Source organism: Flavobacterium sp. CAN_S2 (assembly GCF_015752255.1).
GTDB lineage: Bacteria > Bacteroidota > Bacteroidia > Flavobacteriales > Flavobacteriaceae > Flavobacterium.
In genome coordinates, this window is the sequence record NZ_JADOVA010000002.1 from 443,733 (window position 1) to 469,638 (window position 25,906).

The window sequence follows — 25,906 nt, forward strand, 5'->3', positions numbered from 1 at the left end:
AATGTATTAACGTTTAATTGCGTATTTATGTTTTGGTTAAAAGGGCAATTCTTACACCTGAAAAATTACTATCGAAATACAATTAATACCAGCGCTTTTTATTTTGTTTAGATGCGTCAGACTTTCTTGACTTATGCGCACCACCGCTTCGGTTCGAATTTTTTTGTGCAGCAGATGCGGGCGCTGTTTCCGGACTGCCTGAATGCCAATGATATGGATGGTCATTTACGGTCTTAACATCAACTTTTATCAGTTTTTGAATATCTTTCCAATAGCCGTGCTCGTCTTTACTGCAAAAAGAAATCGCAATTCCGCCATTTCCGGCTCGACCGGTTCTGCCAATTCTATGAACATACGTCTCAGGAATATTTGGTAAATCAAAATTTATTACAAACGGTAATTGGTCAATATCAATCCCTCTCGCAGCAATATCAGTGGCTACTAATACGCCCACCTCTTTGTTTTTGAAAGCATCCAAAACACGTTGTCTTGCATTTTGTGACTTATCACCGTGAATGGCTTCAGCGGCGATGTTGTTTTTTCGTAATGCTTTTACAACATTATCAGCACCGTGTTTGGTTCTGGAAAAAACCAATACATCTGATAAATTTTCATTTTTAATCAAATGATAGAGTAAATTTCTTTTTTCGGCTTTTTCAACAAAATAAACGCGTTGTTCCACATTTTCAGCTGTTGAAGAAACTGGCGAAACGGTTACGGTTTCAGGATCCGTAAGAAACATTTCGGCTAATTCTCGGATAGCAATTGGCATCGTTGCTGAAAAAAATAAAGTTTGTCTGTTTTTTGGCGTAAGCTTTACAATTTTCTTGACATCGTTTACAAATCCCATGTCCAGCATTTGATCTGCCTCATCAAGCACTAAAGTATGCAAATGATCTAAATCTATAAAACCTTGTTTGTGTAAATCAAGTAATCTTCCAGGTGTTGCTATCAGGATATCTACACCATTTTTTAATGTATCAACTTGAGGGTTTTGTGAAACGCCACCAAAAATGGTCAGTTGAGTCAAATTAGTGTATTTGCTGTAATCGTCGAAACTTTGGCCTATTTGAACGGCTAATTCTCGCGTTGGTGTTACAACTAGAGACCTGATTACTTTGGCTTTTTTTGATGAACCTACAATTCGGTGTAATTGGTGTATGATTGGTATAGCAAATGCGCCTGTTTTTCCCGTTCCGGTTTGTGCACATCCTATTAAATCTCTTCCCGCTAATACTAGTGGAATCGATTGTTCTTGAATAGGAGTTGGATTGAGGTAGCCTTGTTCAAATACGGCTTTTTGTATACTTTTTGAAAGTGATAAATCTTCGAATAACATATTTTGGATATTAAATATCTTGTATTAGGTACATAGATAGTTTCGCAAAGATAGTATTAATATTTTTTATGGGTTTTTATAACTTTTTTAGGAGCCGAATTTATGGATTTTTGAAAGGGTATTGGTTCAAAAAAAGTTAAAATCATCTACTAGAGTATATTTCGCTTCTAAAAAAAACACCACGAATTTCACGAATTAATTTGTGCTAAATTGTGAAATTCGTGGCTATTATTTCAAATTGTAACTTTGAGGAATTTGTGCTTGCCGACCAAACTTATCTTCTTTTATTGGAAAGTGGTTTTTAAATTGGTAATGGCAAAGCGCTGTTGGATTTTATAAAATCTGTTACCAAATAACCTATCAGTTTTCCTATCAGATGATTGTTTTTTTCTTCCCCTAAATCTGGTGCTCCTTCGCAAATATGCAAATAGGAAGCATTTTTATTTTTTCCAAAAAATGATATAAACTGACGCAATTGTTCCACAGAAAAGCCACTCATTGTCATAGCACTGCAAGCAATGTTTGGAATAGCATCTAAGTCGATTTCAATTCCAAAAAATTCATCATTTATAAAACTTAATGCAGTGATCATTTCTTGGTCAAAGTCTTTTTCTTTTCTAATACTTACGCTATCATACGTGATATATCGAACTCGATCTTCAATTTTTTTAATAATATCCAAAACACTTTTTGAAGTATAATTTTCATGCAGTCCAAAAATGAAATATTTTTTCAAAAAACCTTCTTCAAAAGCATACGAAAAACCATTGCCGCTATGGCGTCCTTCGAGAATTCTAAAATCAGAGTGCGCATCAAAATTAATAGCATTTATAGGTTTCCCTTTAGCAAGAGCAGTTCCTTTTATATTTCCGTAGGAATTATTATGTCCGCCACCAATAACAATAGGAGTTTTTCCTAATTTTATGATACTGAAAATGATATGCGATACATCTTTATCAATTTTATCAACTAGCTGACTCAATTTAGAACGGTCATCAATGTCATTAAAATCAAGGATTTCAACATTATTCATAAGTTCACTTACATCAAGTTGACCTAAAACTACAAGTTGACTGCCTTTACAAAAACGATTGTGCTGAATATTAGCAATGCTTTTTATGGCGCTATCCCAAGCTGAAGCAGCTCCAGGTCTGCCGTAATTTGCTCTTATGCCAATATCTTCGGGAATACCAAACAATACATATTTTGCTTCACAAGTTTTTAGAAATTCAAGAGGATCTGCATCTTTTGGAATGGTTATCATTTTTTCTCCAAATTTTATTTCGCCACTTCGGTGGTTGGTTATCTTTGCGAGATCTTTGATAGTGAACGGGATAATCTTTTCCATTAAAAAATATTTTAGTCAAAAATAATATAATTGTGTTAACTTACGTTATTAGGTAGTTATATATTGTTAAATTTGTAAATAAATAAAAATTAAATCGAGATGGAAAATCAAAAAAGCAGTTCAAGTCTTAAAGCCGTAATAGCTGTATTAGCGATTTTATTAGTGGGTAGTTTGATATACATTTTCAAAATGACCTCTGATGCTGACACCGTTAAAACAGAATTAAAAACTACATTGACCGAAAAAGAATCGGTGATGAAAGATTTGCAGGAATTAAAATCGACTTATGATGCTGCTATAGCAGAAAACACTTCAATGTCTGATGAGTTGATTCAAGAAAGAGATAAAGTGGTAAACTTAATGTCTGATTTAAGCAAATCTAAAGGTGATGTGGCTTCATTGTCAAAATACAGAACTCAATTCAATGCGCTACAAGGCAACATGAAAGTTTTAATGGCGGAAAATGAAGGATTAAAAAAACAAAACACAACTTTGACTACGCAGCGTGATAGTACAGTAGTTGTTTTGGGAGAATCAAAGAAATACAATGAAGTTTTAGCAGGTCAAAACGAAGAATTGGCTAAAGCAGTTGAAATTGGTTCAAAATTAACAGTTTTAAATACAAGAGGATCAGCTTTTAAACTAAGAAGTTCTGGTAAACAAATTGAAACAGACAAAGCGAGCAGAGCAGATGTTCTTAGAGTTAGTTTTACAATTCCTGAAAACCCGATTGCTAAATCAGGTGAAAAAATGTATTACGTTCAAGTGATTGATAGTAAAAACAATGTTTTAGGAGACAAAAAAACAGAAACTTTTGGAGATAATACCTTAACATACAGTTTTACAACGGTTGTACAATATGACAATAAAACCGTTCAGGTAACTCAAGATCTTAAAGGGAAAGATTTTGCTAAAGGAACTTATTATATCAATATTTTTGATACTGATATATTGGTTTCTAAAACAAGTTTTATCTTAAGATAATCATCCAAAAAAATAATCATAAAAAAGAGGAACGTAAAATGTTCCTCTTTTTTTATGCAAAAATTTCACCTTCTAAAAGTACAGTTTCAATCAGATTACTGCCAAAAGCGTAAGGTAATTGATAGTAGGAGGGAATGGGTTTTGTGATAATTAGATTTGCTTTTTTGCCAATGGTGATGCTTCCGAGAGTTTCAGAAATTCCCATGGCATATGCTCCATTTATTGTGGCAGCATTGATGGCTTCTTCGGGAGTCATTTTCATTTTGATACACGCAGTTGCTACTACAAAATTCATATTTCCGGATGGAGTAGAACCCGGATTATAATCGGTTGCTAGCGCTAATGGTAGTCCAGCAGCAATCATTTCTCGCACTGGCGTGTAAGGAATACTCAAAAAATAAGAACATGAAGGCAATGCAACGGGCATTGTTTCAGAGTTTTTCAAAGATTCAATATCTTCCGGTTTCATAACTTCTAGATGATCTACGGAAAGCGCATTGTGTTTTATTCCCGCTTGAATTCCGCCAATAGAGTTAAATTGATTGACATGGATTTTTGGCTTCAAGCCAAATTTAATTCCAGCTTCCATAATTTGTTTGGTTTCTTCAACCGTAAAATAACCAGTTTCACAAAATACATCTATGAAATCTGCCAGTTTATTTTTGGCAATTTCTGGAAGCATTTCGTTGACGATTAAATCAATATATCCTTGATGGTTTTCTTTAAACTCTAATGGGAAAGCGTGAGCACCCAGAAAAGTTGCTTTGATTGTAATTGGATAGTTTTGAGCTAATCGCTGAATCACGCGAAGCATTTTCAATTCTCCATCAACTGTTAATCCGTATCCTGATTTGATTTCTACTGCTCCGGTTCCCAAACGCATGACTTCTTCCAGACGCGCTTTGGATTGTTGGTAAATTTCTTCTTCGGAAGTTTCGTCGAGTTTTTTTGCTGAATTTAAAATTCCACCACCTCGATTAGCGATTTCTTCATACGACAAACCGTTTATTCGGTCTACAAATTCTTGTTCCCGATTTCCCGCATACACAATATGCGTGTGACTGTCACACCAAGATGGTAAAACGATCTTTCCTGTTGCGTCAATAGTTTTGTCCGTGTGAATTTCCGGCAAAGTATCCATCGAACCAAAATCAGTTATTAAATTATCTTTAATCACCAAAAAGGCATTTTTAATCGTTGGTAAAATCGCCATTTCAGCACCCGAAACTTTCAAAATTGAAGAATCTCGAACCTGAAGCAACTCTTTAATATTGATGATTAATGTTGTCATTACAAATGATAATTACTCTGAAACTTTGATTTCAAACATTTTATTCCAGTTTTTACCGGTTACAAAAATGGTTTTTGTTTTTGGGTTGTAGGCAATTCCGTTTAGGACATCCGTATCAGGTAATTGAGTTATTTTTTTCTTCAAATCGGCAAGATTGATAATTGCTTCTACCGCGCCATTTTTAGGATTGATGACAGCAATGGCATCTTTTTGGTATACATTTCCATAAATTTTACCGTCAATCCATTCGAGTTCATTGATAGCTTTTATTTTTGTTTCAAATGAATATACGTTCAAGTAGTCTACTTCTTTAAGTGTGGCTGGGTCAATTATCCAAATTTTTTCGGTTCCGTCGGATTGGTATAAATATTTCCCGTCATTTGTTAATCCCCAACCTTCGATAGGTTTGAAATAGGTAAACGTTTTTTCTTTTTTGAAAGTATCTGCATTATAAACGTACCCTTCATTATTTTGCCAGGTTAATTGGTAAACTTTGTTGTTTAAAATCGTAATTCCTTCACCAAAATATTTGTCAGCCAATTCCACTTTTTTGTAAACTTCTCCAGTCTTATAATTTGTTTTTCTTAAGCTGGAAATCCCTTTTTCTCCGGTTCCGTTTCCGGTTCCGTTTCCAGTTCCCTCATAAAGCGTGTCACGATAAAATTCTAAACCTTGTGTGTAGGCTCCGATGTCATGTGGATAGGTATTTATAATAGTATATTTCAATAATTTTGGTTGAATATCAGAAACTAATTCTACTCTAGTTGTAGCTTCTGAGTTTTGACCTTCGTAATAGACAAAAGCTTTTAGGTTTTGATATCCCAATTTTTGGTCCTTTAATTCAAAAGTTAGTTTGTCAACTCCTTTTTTCGAACCAATTTTTTTGTCATTTACATAGTAGATAACGCTGTCTATTGTTTTGGAATTTGAGTTCAAAATTTCCAAAGAAAGCGCTTCTTGTGGGTTGTATTGTTCCTTAAATTTAGAATTATCAAAGGAGAATAAAGTATTTTCACCTTTTTTTGTTTCGTTGCAACTTGCTAAGGTGATTCCTAATAAAATGACAGATAGGAAGTTATAGTTTTTCATGATTTCTTTTTTTGTTGTACCAATATACAATGTTATTTTTAATGATTAAAGCTCTTGTAAAAATATAAAAAGATTGTATATTTGCACCGGCAAGTCCTACACGACCAGCTCCTGCAGACTCCCCCAGGATGGGAACATAGCAAGGGTACGTGGTTGAGCGGTGCGATGTAGGTCGCTTGCCATTTTTTTTATTTATTACAAAAGTAGTCTTCCTTCGGGAGGATTTTTTTATTTTTGGACCTTTCGTATCATAAACAACAACAATCATGAATAAAGTAGTCTTAATAACTGGCGGTTCCTCAGGAATAGGAAAATCTATTGGCGAATTTTTACATCATAAAGGTTTTGTTGTGTATGGAACCAGCAGAAATCCGGATCGAATTTTGAATTCGGTTTTTCCTTTAGTGGCTTTGGACGTTCGGAATGCAGATTCGATTCATGCGGCTGTTGCCAAAGTAATTTCGATCTCCGGAAGACTTGATGTTGTCATTAACAACGCTGGTGTTGGGATTACGGGACCATTGGAAGAAATTCCTATGCATGAAATCAAGAATAATTTTGAGACCAATCTTTTTGGTCCAATTGAAGTAATGAAAGCGGTTTTGCCACAAATGCGTGCGCAAAGCTCGGGTTTAATTATAAACGTGACTTCGATTGCGGGTTATATGGGCTTGCCTTACCGAAGTGTTTATTCTGCTTCAAAAGGAGCATTAGAACTCATAACGGAAGCATTGCGTATGGAAGTAAAATCATTTGGTGTCCATATTACGAATGTAGCTCCGGGAGATTTTGCGACAAATATTGCGTCAGGACGTTTTCATGCTCCGGTTCTAAAAGGTTCGGCTTACGAAACTCCATATGGAAATACATTGAAAACAATGGATGAACATGTAGACAGCGGCAGTAATCCAAATGAAATGGCAGAAGCAGTTTATCAGATTATACAAACTCGGGAACCTGAAATTCATTATAAAGTGGGTGTATTTATGCAAAAATTCTCAATTGTTTTGAAGAGAATTTTACCGGATAAAGTATATGAAAAAATGCTGATGAACCATTATAAATTGTAATTTTGCACGAAATTTGCGTGAGGGATTGAAGCGGCATCCCTCGCTTTTTAGCGAGGATACAGCGGAAAGCCCGACCCGAAGTTTTTACGGAGGGTCACGCCCAAAGAATTAGAAACACACAATTAAATTATATAATATGAAATTTTTTATTGACACGGCTAATTTAGCTCAGATTAAGGAAGCACAGGCATTAGGCGTTTTGGATGGCGTTACAACCAATCCTTCGTTGATGGCCAAAGAGGGAATTACAGGAAAAAATAGCATTTTGAAGCATTATGTTGACATTTGTAACCTTGTTGATGGCGATGTAAGTGCTGAAGTTAATGCTTTGGATTACGACGGAATGATTAAAGAAGGGGAAGAGTTAGCGGATTTACACGAGCAAATCGTAGTAAAATTGCCTATGACTAAAGAAGGAGTTATGGCTGCTAAATACTTTTCGGATAAGGGAATAAAAACGAATGTGACTTTAGTATTCTCGGCTGGACAGGCTTTATTGGCTGCTAAAGCTGGAGCAACTTATGTTTCTCCATTCATTGGTCGTTTAGATGATGTATCTACAGACGGTTTGGCTTTGATTGAAGAAATCAGATTGATTTATGATAACTACGGTTACGAAACTCAAATTCTTGCTGCTTCAGTGCGTCACACGATGCATATTGTAAACTGTGCAAAAATTGGTGCTGATGTTATGACTGGACCATTATCTGCTATTTACGGTTTGTTGAAACACCCATTGACTGATATTGGATTGGCACAGTTTGTTGCTGATTTCGAGAAAGGAAATAAATAGATTTAAGATTGCTTCGCCAGTTCGCCTTTCAGGCTCGGGCAACGATTTCTGATTTGAGATTTCGATATAAATAAAAACTCCCATTATGCTTAGCACAATGGGAGTTTTTTGTTGGTTTGGTTTTGGTTAGTTTGTATTGAAATTAGTGTCCTCCACCAACTTCTATTTCTTTTCCGATTCCTTGTTTTTCTAAAATTCCAATTACTTTCCATCCGTAGAATGCAATGAAAGCGAAACATAAAACAGGAATGAAGTAAGAAGTATGAATTCCGATAATATCTGCTAATTTTCCTTGTAATGGCGGGATAATTCCACCACCAAGGATCATCATTACCAAGAATGCTGAACCTTGAGATGTGTATTTTCCTAAACCTGCAATTGCCAATGAGAAAATAGAAGGCCACATGATACTTAAGAATAATCCACCGCTCATAAAAGCAAAAATAGCAATCGTTCCAGTAGTGAATAAACCAATAAGCATAGCAGTCATTCCCATTAAACCAAAAATCATAAGCGTTCTTGACGGTTGGTCTTTTCCTAAAAAGAAACCAGCGATTTGGAACAAAATTACAAATGCGTAAGCATATAAAGGCGTTACATCTTGTCCAGAAATAGCGTTTGCAGCTAAAACTACTCCAAATGCGATATAAGGAACAACGATAAGTAAAATTTTCTTTAATTGTGATGATGGGTTGAAAACCGTAATGGCTCCTGCCCAACGTCCAATCATTAAACTTCCCCAATACATTGACATGTATGGCGCTAAAGCTGGTCCTGAAATTGAACCAAAATCAGCGGTTACCAATAATTCACCAAGGTTACTTCCTATAGTTACTTCGACACCTACATAAGCGAAAAGGGCTAACATTCCCAAAACTAATTGTGGGTATTTCATTGCTCCCCATCCTTCAGGATTTTTTTGAGCCGTTGTATTTGCAAAGAATAATCCAATAACAACTACCAAAAGTGTAGAAACTGTTAAGGCTAATCCTAAGTAATCTTTTTCTTTGTTCTCTATAAAACGAGTTATAAATTCAGCATCTTCGTAACGAGAAAAGATATAAGCAAAAATGGCAACCAAAATTACTGTAATAGCAATCAAGGTTTGCATTGCTTTATTAGCTGTTTCAAATGAAGAATCACTTTTTCCAGACGGTAACTTTTTAGAAAAATGGAATAAGGCTGCTGCCAATAAAAATAATCCTCCTACAAATACATAAAGAATTCTCATTGAATCTAATGAATCTGGTTTTTGAGCAAATTCTTCAATATTTACACCTGCAATAACTCCAAATAAGGCGATTGAAACAACTATTGGTCCTATTGTGGTTCCCAATGAATTGATTCCTCCTGCAAGATTCAATCTGCTGGAAGCTGAATGTGGTTCACCAAGAGATGCTGCAAAAGGCTGAGCAGATGTTTGTTGTAGTGAAAAACCAAGTGCAACAATAAATAATGCGCCTAGAATAAACAAATAACTTCCTTGTGTTACTGCAATTATCATAAGTACAGCTCCAAATGTGCTGACCAATAATCCGTAAATAATTCCTTTTTTGAATCCCCAACCGTTGAGAATATCTTTTTTGGCAATACTACTAAAAATGAAAAGCAATAAAGCTCCGATGTAGTAAGCACCATAAAAAGCAAAATCGATTAGTTGACTTTGAAATTGGTCTAAGCCAAATTTAGCTTTGCAAAATGGAATAAAAATCCCGTTTGAAGCTCCAATAAAACCCCAAAAGAAAAATACGGTTATGAGCGTATAAAGCGCGGAATTATTAGACTTTGTTTGTTCTGAATTCATAAGTATAAATGGGTTAATGATTAGTGTTAAATACTTTTTATTGTTGTAAGACCGTAAATATATTTGTTAAGTAAATCAAAAAAAAATAATTTAGACTAAATATTGTTAGAATTATTGAATAACCAATTTTTGTTGAAAATACCTGCTTTTTTTTCAAACTTTTTGCTAATTATAAAACAACGGTAAAGTGGAAATTTGGTTTAGAATATTGTTTATCGATATAAATAGTCTAAGATTTTCATGATTTAATAATTTTCATTAGTAATCGCAGTAATTCGATTTCTGTTATTTTTTATTTTCCTTGCTCTTTTAAAAAAAACTATCTTTATAAATCAGTATAAAAAAGACGATATGAAAAGTACTTCAGAAGGAAAAATAGATATCAGTTATGAAAGTGTCGGTAAATTTGAGGAAACACGATTTGAAAAAATTCACAATAAAATTTTCAAAAATGCTTCAGAAGCGTCCTTAATAGTTGCTCGGGAAATCGCACAGTTGATTGTATCCAAGCAAGCCGAAAACAAAGATTGTATCCTTGGTTTGGCTACAGGTTCGTCACCTATAAAAGTGTACGAAGAATTGGTTCGAATGCATAAAGAAGACGGACTGAGTTTTAGTAATGTAGTCACTTTTAATTTGGATGAATACTATCCTATGAAGAAAGAGAACCACCACAGCTATCATTATTTTATGCACGAGCATTTGTTCAATCACATTGATATTAAACCAGAAAATATTAATATTCCAGATGGAACAATTCCTATTGATGCGCTCAAACAATATTGTATTGATTACGAAAATAAGATAATAAACGCAGGCGGACTTGATTTTCAATTGTTAGGAATTGGTCGTACCGGCCATGTAGGTTTTAATGAACCGGGTTCCCATATCAATTCTGGAACTCGAATAATTACTTTGGATTACATTACTCGAGTCGACGCTTCTTCTGATTTTAATGGTATTGAAAACGTTCCAAAAAGAGCTATTACGATGGGCGTTTCGACTATTCTTAAATCTAAAAGAATTGTTTTGATGGCTTGGGGCCAAAATAAAGCCGATGTAATTAAAAGAACTGTTCAAGGCGATATAAGCCCGGAAATTCCAGCAACATTTTTGCAAAATCATGATAATACCACTTTTGTTCTAGACCAATCAGCGGCTTCAGAACTAACCAGATTCAAAACTCCATGGCTGGTTCAAGATTGTAATTGGACATTGGAACTTAAATGCAAAGCGATTGTTTGGTTGTGTTTAAAAACAAATCGCTCCATACTAAAATTAACTGATAGGGATTACAATAATAATGGAATGTCTGATTTACTCGCTTTAGAAGGTTCTGCTTATGATTTGAACATCAATATGTTCAATGTATTGCAACACACAATAACCGGATGGCCTGGAGGAAAGCCCAATACGGATGATACCAACAGACCTGAAAGGGCTAATCCCGCAAAAAAACGAATTATACTTTTTAGTCCGCATCCGGATGATGATGTGATTTCGATGGGAGGGACTTTCTCTAAATTGATAAGGCAAGGACATGATATTCATGTTGTGTATCAAACCTCAGGAAATATAGCAGTTACGGATGAAGAAGCGTTGAAATTTGCTGAGGTTTGTAATGATTTTGTAGAAAAGGATGCAACAAAAATAGATTTTCAATCGGTTATTGATTTTTTGAATAACAAGTCAGAAAACCAAATGGATTCTCTTGAAGTTCGGAAGCTAAAAGGACTTATCAGACGAAGAGAATCGTATGCTGCAGTTCGATATATTGGATTGAGAGAATCTAATATTCATTTTCTGGATATGCCTTTTTATGAAACGGGACAAATAAAGAAAAACCCAATACATGCTGAAGATATTTCTATTGTAAAAGCAATTATCGAAAAAATAAAACCGCATCAGGTTTTTGCCGCAGGTGATCTTGCTGATCCGCACGGAACGCATGAAGTTTGCCTAAACGCTATTTTCGCTGCAATGGGAGCTTTGAAACCCGAACCGTTTATGAAGGACTGTTGGTTGTGGCTCTATCGCGGTGCTTGGCATGAGTGGGAAATTCACGAAATAGATATGGCAGTTCCGTTAAGCCCCGAGGAAGTAATGCTAAAGAGACACGCTATTTTGTACCATCAATCGCAAAAAGACCGCGTGATGTTTCAAGGAAATGATTCCAGAGAATTTTGGGTGCGTGCCGAAGATCGAAATAAACATACAGCAAAATTGTATGATGATTTGGGATTGGCTGAATATGAAGCCATCGAAGCTTTTAAACGTTTTGATTATTAAAAATATCTTGAATACCTATAAACTATGAAATACTTTTTAATCCTATTATTGGGAACTTTTGTTTCGAATGCTCAAATAACCACCGAGCAATTAAACCTGATGCCTTGGCCACAAAATATAAAGTTGTCTGAAGGCACTTTTGCTTTAAGCAAAAATTTCAAAGTGAATATTGCTGGGAATCCAAATCCCAGAATTTTCATAGGCGCAACCAATTTCCTGCGACGATTGGATGGCAGAACGGGATTGTTTCTAGAGCAAAGTTTTTTGACGAAAGTCAACGAAAGTCCTGAAGCCGAATTACAAATAAATTGTAATCGCAATGGAAAAATAGAAATTAATGAGGACGAAAGTTACCAACTTATAATTACCTCGAATAAAATTATTATTAATGCAACCAATGATTTAGGAGCGCTTCATGGATTGGAAACTTTATTGCAATTGCTTCAAAATAATAGTACATCGTTTTACTTTCCGGTAGGTGAAATTTCGGATTCGCCTCGTTTTACTTGGAGAGGATTAATGATTGATGCTGCCCGACATTTTCAGCCCGTAGATGTTATCAAAAGAAATCTAGATGCTATGGCTTCGATGAAAATGAATGTTTTCCATTGGCATTTAGCCGATGATCAAGGTTGGAGAATTCAGTTAAAAAATCATCCAAAATTAACAGAATTAGCCTCAGATGGATATTTTTATACTCAGGAAGAAATCAAAAATATTGTAACGTATGCCGATGAAAGAGGGATTCTCGTTATTCCTGAAATAGATGTTCCGGGACATGCCTCGGCATTGCTGACTGCTTATCCGGAAATAGGAAGTAAAATTGGCGAAGGGAAAATTACGTATGAAGTGCAAAGAAATTCAGGGATTTTCAATGCGACTTTAGACCCTACAAATCCAAAAACTTATGAAATAGTAAGCTCAATTTTTGATGAAGTGTGTCCGTTATTTCCAGGCAGTTATTTTCATATTGGTGGTGACGAGAATAATGGAAAAGAATGGAATGCAAATCCTGCTATTCAACAATTTAAGAAGGAAAATAATTTGGTAAACAACCATGATTTGCAGACTTACTTTAATATGAAGTTGATTCCAATGCTGAAAAAACACAACAAAAAATTGATGGGTTGGGAAGAAATAATGACTGAAAACATGTCAAAAGATGCCATAATTCATGCTTGGAGAGGAACGAATGAAGGTCAAGAAGCTGGTGGAGCATTGATAAAAGCTGCAAAAAGCGGTTACAATACAGTTTTGTCTAATGGGTATTATATTGATTTGATGCTAGGTTTAGAAAGTCATTATATGAATGATCCCTTGCCTAAAAAGATTATTCTTACTCAAGAAGAAAAAGCAAGAGTTTTAGGAGGAGAAGCTGCGATGTGGAGCGAACTCGTAACACCATTAAATATAGATTCCAGAATTTGGCCACGAACCGCCGCAATAGCCGAGCGATTATGGTCTAACGCCGAAGTAAATGATATGAACAGCTTGCGCAAAAGGTTAAAAACTATTTCTTTTCGATTAGAAGAACTTGGAATTACGCACATTAGAAACAAAGAAGTAATCTTAAGAAACATTAGCAACAATCAAGATACACGGGCATTGAATGATTTTTCGAATCTTTGTGAACCACTAAAAAATTACAAACGCAACGGTGGCGGAAAGAAATACCGCATGCATTCTCCGTTAACCTTATTTGCGGATGCTTGTAATGCGGATGCTTCGGAAGCGATAGATTTTAATGTGGCAGTCAATGCGTATTTAGCGGATAAAAGCAAGGAGAATAAAGTTGTGATAACTGATTTTTTCAAGAAGTGGATTGCCATGAATTCCGATTTAATTGCTTTGAGTTCCAATGCTCCGTTGGTGCAACCTTTTTTACCTTTGTCTCAAAGTTTGAGTGATGTATCAGAGCAGCTATTGCTTTTAATGGATAAAAAACAAAAAGTTAATCAAGCGTTATTGGAGGATTTATTAGAAAAATGCAATACCAGAAGTCCGGCTGATGTAGAATTAGCAGTTTATGGGAGTTTGAAAAAATTGCTTTAAAAAATAAAACATTGATTTACTCGATACTAAACTCTGGAATCCTGACTATTTACGTCAGGATTTTTTATGATAATTACCGTCCCATTCTATAAATTTAACTTGCAGAAAACGGATTTTTTTGGAATTCAGTAAATCGGTATTTTTTTCGTATTTTTGCAAAAATTTTATAAAATAAACATTCATGTTAACAGTAAATAATTTATCAGTTCAGTTTGGCAAACGAATTTTGTTTGACGAAGTAAATACTACCTTCACACACGGTAATATCTATGGCGTTATCGGAGCCAATGGCGCTGGAAAATCTACTTTTCTTAAAATAATTGCAGGTGAAATGGATCCAACTTCGGGGAATATTCATTTGGAACCAGGAAAACGTATGTCGGTTTTAAACCAAAACCACAATATGTTTGACGAAAGCACCGTATTGGAGACCGTTATGATGGGGAACAAAACCCTTTATGCGATCAAAAAAGAAATGGATGCTTTGTACTTAGATTACAATGATTCAAATGCAGACAGAATAGGCGAATTGCAAGTGCAATTTGAAGAAATGAATGGTTGGAATGCTGATTCTGATGCAGCATCGATGTTATCAAATCTCGGAATTACCGAAGAACATCATTATACTTTAATGGGAGATTTGGAAGGGAAAATAAAAGTTCGTGTCCTTTTGGCACAGGCGCTTTTTGGAAATCCGGATTTACTTATTATGGATGAGCCTACCAATGATCTGGATTTTGAAACTATTGCTTGGTTAGAAAATTTCTTGGCCAACTATGAAAATACCGTAATTGTAGTTTCTCACGACAGACATTTTTTGGATTCCGTTTGTACACATATTTCAGATATTGATTTCAGTAAAATAAATCATTATTCCGGAAATTATACTTTCTGGTATGAATCAAGCCAATTAGCGGCTAAACAGCGCGCACAACAAAACAAAAAAGCCGAAGAAAAGAAACAGGAATTAGAAGAGTTTATTCGTCGTTTTAGTGCGAATGTAGCCAAATCAAAACAAGCTACTTCGCGTAAAAAAATGATTAGCAAATTGAATATTTCCGAGATAAAACCATCGAGTCGACGTTACCCGGCAATTATTTTTGATCAAGAGCGTGAAGCAGGAGATCAAATTTTGAATGTGCAGAATTTAAGCGCTTCCATCGATGGAGATGTTTTGTTTAAAGGAGTAGATCTGAATATGGCCAAAGGCGATAAAATCGTTCTTTTCTCGAAAGATTCGCGAGCAACAACTGCATTTTATGAAATATTAAACGCAAATCAAACCGCAGATTCAGGAACTTTTGATTGGGGAGTTACGACTAACCAAGCCTATTTGCCGGGAGATAATCATTCGTTTTTTGAAAGTGATTATTCTCTTGTAGATTGGTTGCGTCAATGGGTAAAAACAGAAGAAGAACGAGATGAGGTAAATATTCGTAGTTTCCTTGGGAAAATGATTTTCTCAGGAGAGGAAGCGTTAAAAACCTGTAGAGTATTATCCGGAGGAGAAAAAGTGCGTTGTATGTTATCTCGAATGATGATGGAAAGAGCCAATGTTTTAATGCTTGACGAACCTACCAATCACTTGGATTTGGAATCGATTACAGCTTTTAATAACTCATTAAAAAACTATAAAGGTTCCGTAATTTTCACCACACATGATCATGAATTTGCTCAAACTGTTGGAAATAGAGTTGTCGAATTGACACCAAATGGCGCTATTGATAGATATATGACTTTTGATGAATACTTGGATAACGAAGGTGTTCAGGAATTAAGAGCTAAAATGTACACCATATAAAAAGTAGTTTTTATTAAATAGAAAATCTCCCGCAATAACGGGAGATTTTTTTTTGAATAGGATTCAAATACTAAATTCGAAAGTAATGTTGTTTATTTTCTACCGAAAATTTTGCTGATAATAAAGATTATAATGGCTATCACTGCAACAACTATAAAGATACCAACACCTACACCGGCTTTAAATATTCCTTCTATTATTGAACAACTTGAAAATGAAATTAATACTATAAAAAGCATCAATAATCGGGTGAGTCTTTTTTGCATGATTTTATGTTTTTTTATGTTAAACGTTAAAATGTAAATTTACTGTATAACTGCTGGTCTCTGTTACATAATTTTTATTGATTGTTGCAAAATTAAGTACTATAAATATACTGTTTTTTTTGAATTATTTGAATTAGCATTTTCTCCCTTTTTAATTATAAAATCATAAATTGGAATTCGTATATTTGCCAAACCAAACCACAAAATTACTATGAGTCAAAAAGTATTACTTACTGCAAAAGAAGTTACTATCATATTACATCGTTTGGCCTGTCAATTAATCGAAAAGCACTTAGATTTTTCAGATACAATATTAGTTGGAATCCAACCAAGAGGTGTTTTTTTGGCAGAGCGTTTAAAAGAAATTTTAGAAAAAGAATATCAAACTCCTGAAATTCAGCTTGGTTATCTAGACATCACCTTTTTTAGGGATGATTTTAGAAGAACCGATAAGCCATTAGAAGCCAATAAAACCAAAATTAATTTTATCGTCGAAAATAAAAAAGTCATTTTCATAGATGATGTTTTGTTCACCGGACGAAGCATTCGTTCTGCGTTGACTGCCATACAATCTTTTGGACGACCTTCGGAAATTGAACTTCTGGTTCTTATAGACCGACGCTTCAGTCGCAACTTACCCATTCAACCGGATTATAGAGGACGACAGGTAGACGCAATCAATAATGAAAAAGTAAAAGTGAGCTGGAAAGAAAATGAGGGCGAAGATGGCGTGTATTTAATTACAAGTTAAATTGCATTCAAACGCTGACTATTAAAAACTATAATCGTAAACAAAAATGAAAGAATTAAGCGTAAATCATTTATTAGGAATAAAATACATCAACAAGAATGATATTGACCTGATTTTTGAAACTGCCGATCATTTTAAAGAAGTCATCAATCGACCAATTAAGAAAGTGCCTTCGTTACGAGATATTACCATTGCCAATATTTTCTTCGAAAATAGTACCAGAACAAAACTCTCTTTTGAACTAGCGCAAAAACGATTGTCTGCTGATGTCATCAGTTTTTCGGCGGCACAATCTTCCGTCAAAAAAGGAGAAACTTTGATAGATACTGTTAATAATATCCTTTCGATGAAAGTAGATATGGTAGTGATGCGACATTCCAATCCCGGTGCTGCTTATTTCTTGTCTAAAAACGTAAAAGCCAGTATTGTAAATGCAGGAGATGGCGCACATGAACATCCTACACAAGCGTTGTTAGACAGTTATTCCATTCGAGAAAAACTAGGTGAAGTAGCTGGTAAGAAAGTGGTTATTGTAGGCGATGTTTTGCATTCCAGAGTCGCTTTGTCCAATATTTATGCATTGCAAATGCAAGGCGCAGAGGTGAAAGTTTGCGGTCCTAAAACACTTATTCCAAGATATATTGAATCGCTTGGCGTTACCGTGGAACCTAATTTAAGAAAAGCATTAGAATGGTGTGATGTTGCCAATATGTTGCGTGTGCAAAATGAACGCATGGATGTCAATTATTTCCCGTCCACAAGGGAATATGCGCAGCAATATGGAGTTGATAAACCGCTTTTGGATTCTCTTAATAAAGAAATTATAATCATGCATCCCGGACCTATTAATCGCGGTGTCGAGATTACAAGTGAAGTAGCTGATTCCAATCAATCAGTGATTTTAAACCAAGTAGAAAATGGTGTGGCGATTAGAATGGCAGTTATTTATCTTTTGGCTTCAAAAATTCAATAAACTAATTTAAAACTTTGTAAATTAGCTACTTATAAACTACGCTGCCACAAAGCAGTCTTTGAAATTTAACACAATGAAAGTAGATCAAAAAGGACATACGATAACAATTAGGGACACTCAGGGTGATTTTACTTCTTTTTTAATGAAGGTTACCCATCAATATAAAACTTTCGAAAAGCACAACATAATAATTGATCTTTTGATGCATAATGATTTGTCAACAAATGATATTAAATTATTTATGCCGTTATCAAAACAACATAAAAAATCTAGAAAATCATTTGTTATCGTCACATCTGATTTTGATTATAATGCCGTTCCTGCTAAATTAACAGTCGTGCCTTCGTTATTAGAAGCGCATGATATTATAGAAATGGAAGAGATTGAAAGAGATTTAGGCTTTTAAATTTGTTTTTCGGTTATGTTTAACCGTTTATTCATTTAAGCAAAATACGAAATAACTGAACACGAAAAAACTTGAAACTAACAATCCTTGGTTGCTATGCTGCAACACCGCGAACTTTTACCAATCCTACTTCACAGATTTTAGACATAAAAAACAGACTTTTTCTGATTGATTGCGGGGAAGGAACCCAAGTACAATTGCGGAAGAATAAAATCCGATTTTCTAAAATAAACCACATTTTCATTTCCCATTTACACGGTGACCACTTTTTTGGATTAGTCGGTTTAGTATCCACATTTACTTTACTGAACAGAACTACGGATTTACATATTTATGGTCCAAAGGGCATCAAAGAAATCATCAAATTGCAATTGCGATTGTCGAATTCTTGGACGAATTATGGTTTGTTTTTCCATGAATTGGAATCTCTTGAAAGCGAAATTATTTTTGAAGACGAAAAAGTTTTGGTCAAAACCATTCCTTTAAAACATCGTGTGTATACGAATGGTTTTTTGTTCCAAGAAAAAATTGGAGACCGAAAATTGAATTTGGATGCTGTCCAAAATTATGAAATAGAGAGTTGTTATTACCAAAAAATAAAAAACGGAAAAGACATTACGTTGGAAGACGGAAGAATCATAGAAAATGACAAATTGACATTTGATCCTGTTCCGGCAAAGAATTACGCTTTTTGCTCTGATACGGTTTATAATGAAGCTATGCTTCCAATTATAGAAAATGTAGATATTTTATACCATGAATCTACTTTCCTGCAATCTGAGGAAAATCTAGCTAAAAAAACATTACATTCTACTGCTAAAGAAGCGGCAACAATTGCTTTGAAAGCCAATGTTAAACAATTAGTTTTAGGTCATTATTCGACTCGATATGAAAGTATCGAATTGTTTAAGGAAGAAGCAGAAACTATTTTTCCTGAAGTGCTTTTGGCTGATGACGGAAAAAGCTTTGAGTTTTAAATAAAAGAAAACAATTTTAAGCATCAAATAACTGCTGAATTTTTCGATGATTTTAAATCGAATGGTTCGGCAATTAACATTTTTAAAATAAAAATTATGAATGATTTAAGTAATTACAGAAAATCATACGAGAAGAGTGAGTTATTGGAATCTAATATCCCAGAAGACCCAATAAACTTGTTTAACCGATGGTTTCATGAAGTAGAAGACTTTGGAGGTGACAGTGAAGTTAATGCGATGACAGTCGCTACAATAGGCTTAGATGGTTTTCCGAAGTCTCGAGTTGTATTGTTAAAAAAGTTTACTGAAGAAGGTTTTATTTTTTACACCAATTACAATTCAGAAAAGGGTAGGGCTATCACAGCAAATCCGAATGTTTGCCTCTCTTTTTTTTGGCATACGATGGAACGTCAGGTAATCATCAAGGGAATTGCTAAAAAAACTTCGGAAATAACCTCAGATAGTTATTTTGAATCCAGACCTGATGGCAGTAAATTGGGAGCAATTGTATCCAATCAAAGTGAAGTGGTTCCTTCGAGAGAATATTTAGAAGATAATCTAAAACAGTTGGAAAAAGATTTTGAAAGCATGGTAATTCCAAGACCGAAGCATTGGGGCGGTTTTTTAGTAACTCCTTTAGAGGTAGAGTTTTGGCAAGGAAGACCGAATCGATTACACGACAGAATTCGGTATACAAGTCAAGAGGATTATTCTTGGAAAATAGAGCGTCTTTCTCCATAATGTAAGAAATATACATATTTAATTATTTTTATGATGTAGTTCGTCGATTTTTTTTGGTATTTAAACGGTAAAAGATGTATGTTTGAGTAAGAAATAAAAAAACATAGTATTATATATTAAAGTTGTTTGCCCCACAATCTACTTTAAACCTAACCTACCAAAATTATGAAGCTAAAATTACTTCGTGCATTATTGCTCGCTGCTGTGATATGCACTATGAATTCCTGTTCCTCAGACAGTTCTGAAATTAAAACCGCTGACGCAACTGTTCAAAAAGTAGTTACTTACTCATACAATTCTATTGAGTTAGAGACTATGGAATTGATAAATGCCCATAGAGTTAGTAAAGGTTTAAATCCGTTGGAAAAAATCAATCACATGTCGTACAAATCAGAAGAACATGACAATTACATGATTGCAAATAATGTAGTGAACCATAATGATTTTGCAGCACGCTCAGAAAACATCATGAAAACTTTAGGTGCTAAATCGGTTAGTGAAAATATTGCTTACAATTATAATACACCGCAAGCAGTATTAAATGCTTGGTTAGCGAGTCCTGGTCACAAAGAAAATATTGAAGGTAACTTTACTCATTTTGGAATTGCCATCAAAGAAAATCCTGCAACTGGAAAAAAGTATTACACAAATATCTTTGCTAAAATATAAGTTGAGTTTTTTATAATTAAAAGGCTGTCTTCTCCCCAAAAGACAGCCTTTTATATTTTCTAAAAGTCTGCAAAAGGTTACTTAAGAAAACGAACTTTAAATCAGCTGCATGTATATGATTTAAATTCTATTTTGGCTAAAAGAACATAGATTCTATTACTTTTAATAGACGTTTCAGTTGCTTTTATTATTCGATTAAGAACCACTAAATATTAGTTTTTTACTCTTTTTTCTATTTGTATATATATTACTATTTTATCTTTTTTTTATAAATTGATAATAGATTTTATTGTACTTTCTTAGTATAAAAATTAATAAAGAGTACTACATTTTAAAAAGTCTAATTAATCTATTTCTCATTAGGCTTTTTTTATATTTACTTCTTACATAATATTTATTTTGATTATCAGTATTGTGGATGTTTTATTTATGAATTGTAATACTGTATTTTAGTTAAGTTCAAATAGTATAAAAAAAAAATAGGCTGTCTTTATCGGACAGCCTATTGAATTTGAATTATAATTGATTATAGAGCAGTAATAATAAATTCACTTCTTCTATTAAGTTGGTGTTCTTCCTCAGTGCATTCTACATCGTCTGCACATTTATTTACCAGTTGAGTTTCACCATATCCTTTACCAGTTAATCGGTCAGCACTTACGCCATTTTTGATAAGCCAGTTGATAGTAGATTTCGCCCTTCTATCAGATAAGGCTTCATTATATTTGAAAGTTTGTCTGCTATCGGTATGGGAACGAATATCAAGTTTCATTGTTGGATTTTGGTTCAAAACATCTAATATTTTTTCTAAATCAAATGCTGCTTCTTGACGAATATTTGATTTATCTAAATCAAAGTAAATCATTTTTATATTAAAACATTTACCCAAATCATCACCAATGGTTACTTTACATTTTGCATTTTCTAATGCGATTGGTAAATATGTTTTTCCATTTTCTTCAGCTATTGTAGTCTTTATTTCTTTAGCAGTATATTCAGGTTTTTGAGCCCTTACATAGTATGTTTTGCCACATTCAACTGTAAAAGAATAAGCAGCTTTATCATCAGATACAGTTGTGCTAATAATATTAAATTGATTATCGAATAATGTTATTTTAGTGTCTGGAAGTAATTCTGCAGTAACAATATCAGTAATCTCACCAAATAAAATCTGTTGGCATGTGATTTTTTTTAGCTCTAAAAATTTATAAATATCATCATATCCCAAGCCACCATCTCTATTGGAAGTGAAAAAACCTCTTCTGGATTTTGTATCTATTAAATAAGCAAAATCATCTTTAGGTGAATTGATATCGGCACCTAAATTTTGTACATCACTAAAAGTTCCATTAGCATTGATATCTGAAACAAAAACATCCAAACCTCCCAAACCTGGATGTCCGTCTGAAGCAAAATAGATTTCATTTTCATCATTCACAAAAGGAAAAGTTTCTCTTCCTTCAGTATTGATTGTTTTACCTAAATTCTCAGGAATACCATAACTTCCGTCATCATTTAGTTTTACTTTAAACAAATCGGACTGGCCTATAGTTCCTGGCATATCAGAGGCAAAATATAATGTTTTGCCATCAGGACTTAGTGCAGGATGTGCAACACTGTAATTGTCACTATTAAAAGGAAGTTCAGTTATATTCGACCAAGAGTCATTTTCTAAAGTGGCTTTGTATATTTTTATTAAAGTAATTTTATTTGCATCTTTTCCTTTTTTTCCATCAAGATAATTGTTTCGCGTAAAGTACATTGTTTTTCCGTCTTTTGTAAAAACAGGGGTAGACTCATGAAATTTAGAATTTATCTTTTTGTCAAACTTTTGTGGTTCTCCCGGGGTCATATTTTCCCCTAAATTTGCAGAATATAAATTTGTAAAATATTGATTTGTCCATTTGTGTTTTCTTTGTCCTAAACTTCCAGTGTCCCTTGCTGAGGCAAACACGATTTCATTTGCATATAGTGCAGTTCCATAATCAGAATAGATGGAGTTTATTCCTGCATCCTCAATTTTATATCTTCCAGAGTTGGCTTTTATCGCGTCAAGATAATTCACGTTTTTCATGAAAAGCTTTCCGCGGCTATCGTTTCCCGATTTTTGATTGAACAATTCCAATAGTTCGTTTGCTTTATCATTTTGACCGATAGATCTCAAAGATTGTGCATAACGGAAATAATATTCGGGTTCCAAGTCAGTAGTATTCATTGCAAATAATTCACCATACCATCTTGCAGCTTTTTCTAACTCAGCATTGAAATAATAGGAATTACCTAATTTTTTAAACATGTCAGCTGATTTATATCCTTTCTCAGCCACTTTTTCGTATGTTTTTATGGCATCGATATAGGCATAGTTGTCGTACTTTTTGTCGGCAACTTTTACCTTTTCTTTTTGCGAGTACACATTAAATGAAAACGCAATTATTAATGTTATACAAAAGAGTATATTATTTTTCATAATAATTTTTTTAGAAGAATCGTGGAGTTATAATTTTACCATTATTTTTAAATATCTCATAACGTAAGAATATTTCATGTGATCCAGAATTGTAGTTACTTAATCGGGTTGTTTCTCGATCATATCCATATCCAATATACATTCCATCAGAAATTTGAAATCCAACCATGGCACTTAACGCTGCACTCCATCTATAGGCAACACCAACGACAAATTTCTCATTAAACATAAAATTACCAGAAAGATCTACTTGTAATGGAGCACCAATAACCATCTTAGTAAGAACTGCCGGTTTGAATTTTAGTGTGCTGTTGATATCAAAAACATAACCTCCTATTAAATAGTAATTAATTCTTTCTTTAAATATTGCAATTTCATTATCATCATAACGGTCTGATTCAATAAAATTAGGAATTGAAATACCTACGTATGCTTTGTCAGAATACAGATATAAACCTGCTCCAATATTAGGTGAAAATTTATTCTCTATGTTTTGTATTGAAGGATCTATTTCAGCTGGATTTAATTTTGAAATATCTAAATTAAATAAATTGGCTGTTGCTTTGATACCAAATGATAGTTTGTAATTCTCCGATGTTCTAATGGTGTATGAGAAATCAGTAGAAATAGTGGTTTCATTAGTAGGCCCAATTTTATCATTAACAAAAGAAATTCCTAAACCCAGATTGTTATCATTTAGCGGAGCGTTGATTGAGGCAACATTTGTAACTGGGGCACCATCCAAACCTACCCATTGAGTACGATGCATAGCAAAAATGCTCATTGCTCCTCGAGATCCTGCATAAGCGGGATTGATGTTAATGGTATTGTACATGTACTGAGTATATTGTGCATCTTGCTGTGCAAAACCAGTAAATGCTGTAAACATTAACAAGATTAAAAATATTTTTGTTCTCATAGTAGATTTTTTTAATGTGATTGAACTAATTCTATTTTAATATCCAAAAGGATAGCTGAGAATAATTTCAATATTATTTATATTAAAGAATAGGGCTAATTCAATTTTTTAACCTGAGGACTTTTGACTGTCCTCAGGATTAAAATTAAGTCAAAATTATTTAGTGAGGTATAAATACCCGTCTAATTTTTTGATTTCCACTTTACCATTTCCATCAATAGAACTGTAATTTAGAATATAAAAGTAAGTTCCTGTAGGCAAACCTGATGACTGACTAACAGTTGTTCTTCCGCGAGAGATACCTTCAAAATTATTAGATTGGTTATTGTAATTTTTAGTTTCAAAAACTAATACACCCCAACGGTTATATATTTCAACGGTATTTTCCGGGTAACAAGCAGTATCATCAATATTATCGATAACAAACACTTCATTTATACCATCTCCATTTGGTGAAAATGCATTGTGTACTTTTATGTCACCACATCCTAAAACGATACAATCATCGTTTATGTTTACAGTCAGTACTATGTTTCTTGGACAATCACCTTCATTGATTCGATATTCAAAAGTTTTATCGCCTAAACTTAATCCAAAAGGGGATAAGATGTTTCCTTGTAATGCTCCAGTATTATCAACATCTACCCAAGTTCCTTTTGTTGGAGTTCCTTGAGGCAATAAATTAAAGATATTAATTGGTGAGGAATCTCCACTACAAGCAGAACTTGCAATTGTTATTCCGCTGTTTGCCACTGAGACGTTAACCGTTTGAGTAAATATAGAAATGTTTCCACAAGAATCTGAAACAGACCATTTTCTTACAATTGAATAAGAGTTCTGAGAACTATTAGTGCTTGTTTCTGTATAAGTTGCCGGAGAGGCCGTTGAACAATTATCTGTAAAAATAAGTTCTGGCTTCAAAGGAATAGCATCGCAATTCACATTGATAGTAGCAGCAAACTCAGTTGCAGTAGTTGGACCAGTAGTATCTTGTACACTTATGATTTGAGAAGCAGTAGTCGAATTCCCTGCTGAATCTGTAGCTGTCCAAGTTCTTGTTACAGTGTAAGAACCAATACAACTTCCTTGAACAGTTGTGTCAACGAATGCTAATGTCACAGAGCTACAGGTATCAGTTGCTGTTGCTTGAGCAAAATTAGGAGTAGTGCTACAAGTAATCGTTGATGGTACTGGTAATGATGCAAAAACTGGTGCAGTACTATCCTTAATTGTTATGGTTATTGTTGCAGTATCACAGTTTTCTGGATTTAACTTCTCACATATTTGATATGTTAAAACATAAGTTCCAGGAATTGTTCCAGTTAATATATTGATGTTTCCAAGGTTATCCAATTGAATATTTGAATTTTGCCCAGAAACCAAACTGATATTAACCGCTGAAGCTACTACGGAGTTTCCATTTAGGGAATCATTTCCTAATACATTTCCTAATACATTTCCTAATATGCCTGATGAGGTACAATTTTCTATTATGTAGACATCATCATTAGCGACAATAGAAGGAGCCGTAACGCTAACAGTAACGGTAGCTGTATCACAATTAGTTGGATTTAAGATTTCACAGATTTGGTATACCAAAGTGTAAGAACCAGCAGGCGTACCCGCAGCTACTATCACATCAGTACCAGATAAAGTCACACCAGCATTCGAAGATGAAACGAAAGTCGTAGCCACTTGCGAAGCCAAAACAGGCACTCCGTTTAAAGTATCATTTACCAATACATTGGTGAAAGCCGTTCCGCCGTTGGCACCGTTTACAGGAGTTCCGGCATCATCATTAGCGACAATAGCAGGAGCTGTAACGCTAACAGTAACGGTAGCCGTATCACAATTGGTTGGATTTAGTATTTCACAGA

General features: G+C 34.2%; 21 protein-coding genes and 1 other RNA gene. 13 read left to right on the forward strand and 9 right to left on the reverse strand.

All coding sequences use genetic code 11. The annotated features are described in order from the left end of the window. Positions 1-82 precede the first annotated feature (82 nt). Positions 83-1,339, reverse strand: coding sequence for a DEAD/DEAH box helicase (locus IWX80_RS09750; protein WP_196853257.1), 1,257 nt, complete (start codon positions 1,337-1,339; stop codon positions 83-85). Between the two features lie 301 nt (positions 1,340-1,640). Continuing rightward, positions 1,641-2,687, reverse strand: coding sequence for a formimidoylglutamase (locus IWX80_RS09755; RefSeq protein WP_196853258.1), 1,047 nt, complete (start codon positions 2,685-2,687; stop codon positions 1,641-1,643). A 99-nt stretch (positions 2,688-2,786) separates the two neighbouring features. Between IWX80_RS09755 and IWX80_RS09760 the strand changes: the two genes are divergently transcribed. Next, a complete protein-coding gene (locus tag IWX80_RS09760) occupies positions 2,787-3,671 on the forward strand; it encodes a hypothetical protein (RefSeq protein WP_196853259.1) in 885 nt (294 codons plus the stop codon). A 52-nt stretch (positions 3,672-3,723) separates the two neighbouring features. Here IWX80_RS09760 and hutI read toward each other — a convergent pair whose 3' ends face one another. After that, entirely contained in the window at positions 3,724-4,962 is a 1,239-nt protein-coding gene (gene hutI, locus IWX80_RS09765) for an imidazolonepropionase (protein WP_196853260.1), read from the reverse strand. A gap of 12 nt (positions 4,963-4,974) precedes the next feature. Further along, complete coding sequence (locus IWX80_RS09770; protein WP_196853261.1) at positions 4,975-6,051, reverse strand: glutaminyl-peptide cyclotransferase; 1,077 nt, start codon at positions 6,049-6,051, stop codon at positions 4,975-4,977. Positions 6,052-6,138: 87 nt separating this feature from the next. Between IWX80_RS09770 and ffs the strand changes: the two genes are divergently transcribed. The 3 genes from ffs (at position 6,139) to fsa (ending at position 7,914) form a co-directional block, all read left to right on the forward strand. Continuing rightward, positions 6,139-6,236: signal recognition particle sRNA small type (gene ffs / locus IWX80_RS09775), an RNA gene on the forward strand. 81 nt (positions 6,237-6,317) lie between these two features. Continuing rightward, a complete protein-coding gene (locus IWX80_RS09780; RefSeq protein WP_196853262.1) occupies positions 6,318-7,121 on the forward strand; it encodes an SDR family oxidoreductase in 804 nt (267 codons plus the stop codon). 136 nt (positions 7,122-7,257) lie between these two features. Further along, positions 7,258-7,914: a fructose-6-phosphate aldolase gene (gene fsa / locus IWX80_RS09785; RefSeq protein ID WP_073353076.1), complete on the forward strand. Its 657-nt coding sequence runs from the start codon at positions 7,258-7,260 to the stop codon at positions 7,912-7,914. Between the two features lie 142 nt (positions 7,915-8,056). Here the strand turns inward: fsa and IWX80_RS09790 are convergent, their stop codons facing one another. Next, the gene (locus tag IWX80_RS09790) at positions 8,057-9,718 is read right to left on the reverse strand and encodes an MFS transporter (RefSeq protein ID WP_196853263.1); all 1,662 of its coding nucleotides are present in this window, start codon (positions 9,716-9,718) and stop codon (positions 8,057-8,059) included. 351 nt (positions 9,719-10,069) lie between these two features. Here IWX80_RS09790 and nagB point away from each other — a divergent pair, with 351 nt between their 5' ends. The 3 genes from nagB (at position 10,070) to IWX80_RS09805 (ending at position 15,860) form a co-directional block, all read left to right on the forward strand. Further along, on the forward strand, positions 10,070-12,007 hold the full coding sequence (nagB, locus tag IWX80_RS09795) for a glucosamine-6-phosphate deaminase (RefSeq protein ID WP_196853264.1): 1,938 nt from the start codon (positions 10,070-10,072) through the stop codon (positions 12,005-12,007). A gap of 24 nt (positions 12,008-12,031) precedes the next feature. Next, positions 12,032-14,059: a beta-N-acetylhexosaminidase gene (locus IWX80_RS09800; protein ID WP_196853265.1), complete on the forward strand. Its 2,028-nt coding sequence runs from the start codon at positions 12,032-12,034 to the stop codon at positions 14,057-14,059. A gap of 181 nt (positions 14,060-14,240) precedes the next feature. After that, on the forward strand, positions 14,241-15,860 hold the full coding sequence (locus IWX80_RS09805; protein ID WP_196853266.1) for an ABC-F family ATP-binding cassette domain-containing protein: 1,620 nt from the start codon (positions 14,241-14,243) through the stop codon (positions 15,858-15,860). Between the two features lie 92 nt (positions 15,861-15,952). Here IWX80_RS09805 and IWX80_RS09810 read toward each other — a convergent pair whose 3' ends face one another. After that, the gene (locus tag IWX80_RS09810) at positions 15,953-16,126 is read right to left on the reverse strand and encodes a hypothetical protein (RefSeq protein ID WP_196853267.1); all 174 of its coding nucleotides are present in this window, start codon (positions 16,124-16,126) and stop codon (positions 15,953-15,955) included. Positions 16,127-16,337: 211 nt separating this feature from the next. Here IWX80_RS09810 and pyrR point away from each other — a divergent pair, with 211 nt between their 5' ends. The 6 genes from pyrR (at position 16,338) to IWX80_RS09840 (ending at position 20,643) form a co-directional block, all read left to right on the forward strand. Then, a complete protein-coding gene (pyrR, locus tag IWX80_RS09815) occupies positions 16,338-16,877 on the forward strand; it encodes a bifunctional pyr operon transcriptional regulator/uracil phosphoribosyltransferase PyrR (RefSeq protein ID WP_091168558.1) in 540 nt (179 codons plus the stop codon). A 46-nt stretch (positions 16,878-16,923) separates the two neighbouring features. Beyond that, complete coding sequence (locus IWX80_RS09820) at positions 16,924-17,850, forward strand: aspartate carbamoyltransferase catalytic subunit (protein WP_196853268.1); 927 nt, start codon at positions 16,924-16,926, stop codon at positions 17,848-17,850. 73 nt (positions 17,851-17,923) lie between these two features. Continuing rightward, positions 17,924-18,256 (forward strand): ribonuclease Z, encoded by a 333-nt coding sequence (locus tag IWX80_RS09825; RefSeq protein WP_196853269.1) that lies wholly within the window; start codon positions 17,924-17,926, stop codon positions 18,254-18,256. A gap of 71 nt (positions 18,257-18,327) precedes the next feature. Further along, positions 18,328-19,233, forward strand: a complete 906-nt coding sequence (locus IWX80_RS09830) for a ribonuclease Z (protein ID WP_196853270.1) — start codon at positions 18,328-18,330, stop codon at positions 19,231-19,233. A gap of 96 nt (positions 19,234-19,329) precedes the next feature. Then, a complete protein-coding gene (gene pdxH / locus IWX80_RS09835) occupies positions 19,330-19,974 on the forward strand; it encodes a pyridoxamine 5'-phosphate oxidase (protein ID WP_196853271.1) in 645 nt (214 codons plus the stop codon). Between the two features lie 165 nt (positions 19,975-20,139). Then, entirely contained in the window at positions 20,140-20,643 is a 504-nt protein-coding gene (locus IWX80_RS09840) for a CAP domain-containing protein (RefSeq protein ID WP_196853272.1), read from the forward strand. Positions 20,644-21,169: 526 nt separating this feature from the next. Here IWX80_RS09840 and IWX80_RS09845 read toward each other — a convergent pair. The 3 genes from IWX80_RS09845 to IWX80_RS09855 form a co-directional block, all read right to left on the reverse strand. Continuing rightward, positions 21,170-23,110, reverse strand: coding sequence for an OmpA family protein (locus IWX80_RS09845; RefSeq protein WP_196853273.1), 1,941 nt, complete (start codon positions 23,108-23,110; stop codon positions 21,170-21,172). A 10-nt stretch (positions 23,111-23,120) separates the two neighbouring features. After that, the gene (locus tag IWX80_RS09850) at positions 23,121-24,029 is read right to left on the reverse strand and encodes a PorP/SprF family type IX secretion system membrane protein (RefSeq protein WP_196853274.1); all 909 of its coding nucleotides are present in this window, start codon (positions 24,027-24,029) and stop codon (positions 23,121-23,123) included. A gap of 156 nt (positions 24,030-24,185) precedes the next feature. After that, on the reverse strand, positions 24,186-25,906 hold a 1,721-nt coding region (locus tag IWX80_RS09855; RefSeq protein WP_196853275.1), incomplete at its 5' end, for a gliding motility-associated C-terminal domain-containing protein.

Excerpts from the sequence above, each read along its gene's own strand:
- fsa (WP_073353076.1), top strand. The coding sequence starts at position 7,258 with ATGAAATTTTTTATTGACACGGCTAATTTAGCTCAGATTAAGGAAGCA.
- IWX80_RS09825 (WP_196853269.1), top strand. The coding sequence starts at position 17,924 with ATGAAAGTAGATCAAAAAGGACATACGATAACAATTAGGGACACTCAG.
- IWX80_RS09770 (WP_196853261.1), bottom strand. The coding sequence starts at position 6,051 with ATGAAAAACTATAACTTCCTATCTGTCATTTTATTAGGAATCACCTTA.
- pyrR (WP_091168558.1), top strand. The coding sequence starts at position 16,338 with ATGAGTCAAAAAGTATTACTTACTGCAAAAGAAGTTACTATCATATTA.
- IWX80_RS09810 (WP_196853267.1), bottom strand. The coding sequence starts at position 16,126 with ATGCAAAAAAGACTCACCCGATTATTGATGCTTTTTATAGTATTAATT.
- IWX80_RS09790 (WP_196853263.1), bottom strand. The coding sequence starts at position 9,718 with ATGAATTCAGAACAAACAAAGTCTAATAATTCCGCGCTTTATACGCTC.
- IWX80_RS09755 (WP_196853258.1), bottom strand. The coding sequence starts at position 2,687 with ATGGAAAAGATTATCCCGTTCACTATCAAAGATCTCGCAAAGATAACC.
- IWX80_RS09840 (WP_196853272.1), top strand. The coding sequence starts at position 20,140 with ATGAAGCTAAAATTACTTCGTGCATTATTGCTCGCTGCTGTGATATGC.
- IWX80_RS09800 (WP_196853265.1), top strand. The coding sequence starts at position 12,032 with ATGAAATACTTTTTAATCCTATTATTGGGAACTTTTGTTTCGAATGCT.
- nagB (WP_196853264.1), top strand. The coding sequence starts at position 10,070 with ATGAAAAGTACTTCAGAAGGAAAAATAGATATCAGTTATGAAAGTGTC.
- IWX80_RS09850 (WP_196853274.1), bottom strand. The coding sequence starts at position 24,029 with ATGAGAACAAAAATATTTTTAATCTTGTTAATGTTTACAGCATTTACT.
- IWX80_RS09760 (WP_196853259.1), top strand. The coding sequence starts at position 2,787 with ATGGAAAATCAAAAAAGCAGTTCAAGTCTTAAAGCCGTAATAGCTGTA.
- hutI (WP_196853260.1), bottom strand. The coding sequence starts at position 4,962 with ATGACAACATTAATCATCAATATTAAAGAGTTGCTTCAGGTTCGAGAT.
- IWX80_RS09805 (WP_196853266.1), top strand. The coding sequence starts at position 14,241 with ATGTTAACAGTAAATAATTTATCAGTTCAGTTTGGCAAACGAATTTTG.
- IWX80_RS09780 (WP_196853262.1), top strand. The coding sequence starts at position 6,318 with ATGAATAAAGTAGTCTTAATAACTGGCGGTTCCTCAGGAATAGGAAAA.
- pdxH (WP_196853271.1), top strand. The coding sequence starts at position 19,330 with ATGAATGATTTAAGTAATTACAGAAAATCATACGAGAAGAGTGAGTTA.
- IWX80_RS09750 (WP_196853257.1), bottom strand. The coding sequence starts at position 1,339 with ATGTTATTCGAAGATTTATCACTTTCAAAAAGTATACAAAAAGCCGTA.
- IWX80_RS09845 (WP_196853273.1), bottom strand. The coding sequence starts at position 23,110 with ATGAAAAATAATATACTCTTTTGTATAACATTAATAATTGCGTTTTCA.
- IWX80_RS09820 (WP_196853268.1), top strand. The coding sequence starts at position 16,924 with ATGAAAGAATTAAGCGTAAATCATTTATTAGGAATAAAATACATCAAC.